The sequence below is a fragment of the Actinoplanes cyaneus genome (genome assembly GCF_016862095.1).
GTDB lineage: Bacteria > Actinomycetota > Actinomycetes > Mycobacteriales > Micromonosporaceae > Actinoplanes > Actinoplanes cyaneus.
Genome location: NZ_BOMH01000144.1, coordinates 1 through 2,220 on the forward strand (window position 1 = coordinate 1; position 2,220 = coordinate 2,220).

Below are 2,220 nucleotides of genomic sequence, written 5' to 3' on the forward strand. Positions count from 1 at the left end.
GGGATGCGGACATGTAGTCGAAGTCGTAGGAGGCGGTCAGGTAGCCGCCGGCGTCCTGGACGAAGAAGGTGACCACGACGGCGACGATGAGGACGGCGAGCAGCGCGATCCGCTGCGTGAGCAGGATGCGGACGGCCCGGCTCATCGGTTCCTCCTGGTACGGGCGCGCAGCAGGTCGGCGCCGACCGCCAGAATGATGAAGAGGCCGACGAACAGGTCGGACAGTTGCGAGCGCCAGCCCAGCTGGGTGACGCCGGACGCGACCGACTGCACGAGCAGCGCGCCGAGCAGGGTGCCGAGGACCGACCCGCGCCCGCCCATGATCGACGTCCCGCCGATGACGACCGCCGCGATCACCGCGAGCTCCTTGCCGGAGCCCACCGACTGGTCGAGCGTGGACGTCCCCTGCGCGATCACGAAGCAACTGGCGAGACCGACGAGCAGACCCGTCATCAGGTACGCGAGAAGAACGCGCCGCTGCACCCGGACGCCCGCCAGCCGGGCCGCCACCGCGTCCCCGCCGATCGCGAAGAAGTGCCGGCCGCCGGCCGTGTGCCGCAGGTACCACCAGGCCAGCCCGGTGATCAGCACCGTGATCAGGAACGCGTGCGGGACACCGAGCGTGCGCCCGTCCGGCCCGCGCCCGAAGAACGCCAGCGTGCCGGGGATGCCGTTGACCGTCCCGGAGCCGAAGATCCGCAGGCCCGCGAAGAGGAACAGGTTCGCGGTGCCGAACGTGATGATGATGGCGTGCACCCGGCCGTACGCGATCAGCACGCCGTTGACCAGCCCGAGCAGCGCACCCGCGGCGACCGACAGCAGCACCGCCACCCCCAGGTTCACCCCGCCGTCGACCAGGGCCTTCGCGGTCAGCACCGAGCAGACCATGATCGCGCCACCGACCGACACGTCGATGCCGCCCGTGATGATCACGATCGTCATGCCGACCCCGACGAGCGCGACCGGCGCGGTGGCCACCAGCAGCGGCTGGATCGAGCCGGCGGTCAGGAACGCCGGGGTGCTGACCGCGAGCGCCGTCCAGAGGATCACGAGGACGCCCACCAGCACGGCCTCCTGACCGGTGACCGGCGGCGGAAGGACCCGCTGTTTCACGCGTCCCCTCCGGCCGCCGCCGCCAGCAGGTCCACCTGACTCGCGTCCGGGCCGAAGGACGCCGTCGTCGTGCCGCCGCGGACGACCAGGATGCGGTCGGCGATGCGCAGCGCCTCCGGCAGGTCGGACGTCACGACCAGCACAGCCGTGCCGCTCTCGGCCAGCTCGGTGATGATCCGGTGGATCTCCTCCTTCGCGCCGACGTCCACGCCCTGGGTCGGCTCGGCCCCGCGGCCGCTCGACCAGCTGCCGCGCGAGGACGACCTTCTGCGCGTTGCCGCCGGACATCGCGCTGATCGGCTGCCGTTCACTGGGCGTCTTCACCGACAGCCGGGTGATCAGGTCGACGGCGACGCTCCGCTCCCGGCCACGATCCAGGAACGTCCCGAACCGGGAGAGCAGCTTCAGATGGCCCGCGGAGATGTTGAACGCGATCGACTGGAAGCCGAACATGCCCTCCGCCTTGCGGTTCGCCGGCAGCAGCGCGATCCCGAGCCGCTGGGCGTCGCGGGGCGAGCGCGGACGGACCGGCTTGCCGTGCACCCGCAGCTCACCGGCGGTGGCCCGATCGATGCCGTAGATGCTGGCCGCGATCTCGGAGACGCCCGAGCCGACCAGGCCGTACAACGCGACGATCTCGCCCCCGCGCACGCTGACGCCGACGTCGTGGAACTTGCCGGCGCGACCGAGCCCGTCCAGCTCCAGGACCGCCGGCCCGTCGGGGACCGTCCGGTGCGGACGCTCGTCGGAGAGGATGCCGCCGACCATCAGCTCGGCGATCTTGCGGACGGTGAGGTCGCCGATGCCGTACGTCCCGATGGTCTTTCCGTCGCGCATCACCGTGACCTCGTCGGCGATGCGGAACAGCTCGTCCAGGCGATGCGAGATGTAGATGACCGCGACGCCTTCCGCGGTCAGCCGGCGGACCACGTCGAAGAGCACGTCGATCTCGGCGTCGGTCAGGATCGCCGAGGGCTCGTCGAGGATCAGCACGCTCGCCTCGGCGGCCAGGGCCTTCGCGATCGAGACCTGCTGCTGCTCGGCGACCGACAGCGTGTTCACGGCGGCCGTGGCGTGGCGGGCCGGGAGGCCGAGCCGCTCCAGCAG

Annotated in this window: 1 protein-coding gene; it reads right to left on the reverse strand. The window is 71.4% G+C overall.

Annotated elements, in window-relative coordinates; genetic code table 11:
- Nucleotides 1–141 precede the first annotated feature (141 nt).
- A partial coding sequence (locus Acy02nite_RS47120) for an ABC transporter permease subunit (RefSeq protein WP_239175912.1) occupies nucleotides 142–2,220 on the reverse strand: 2,079 nt, incomplete at its 5' end.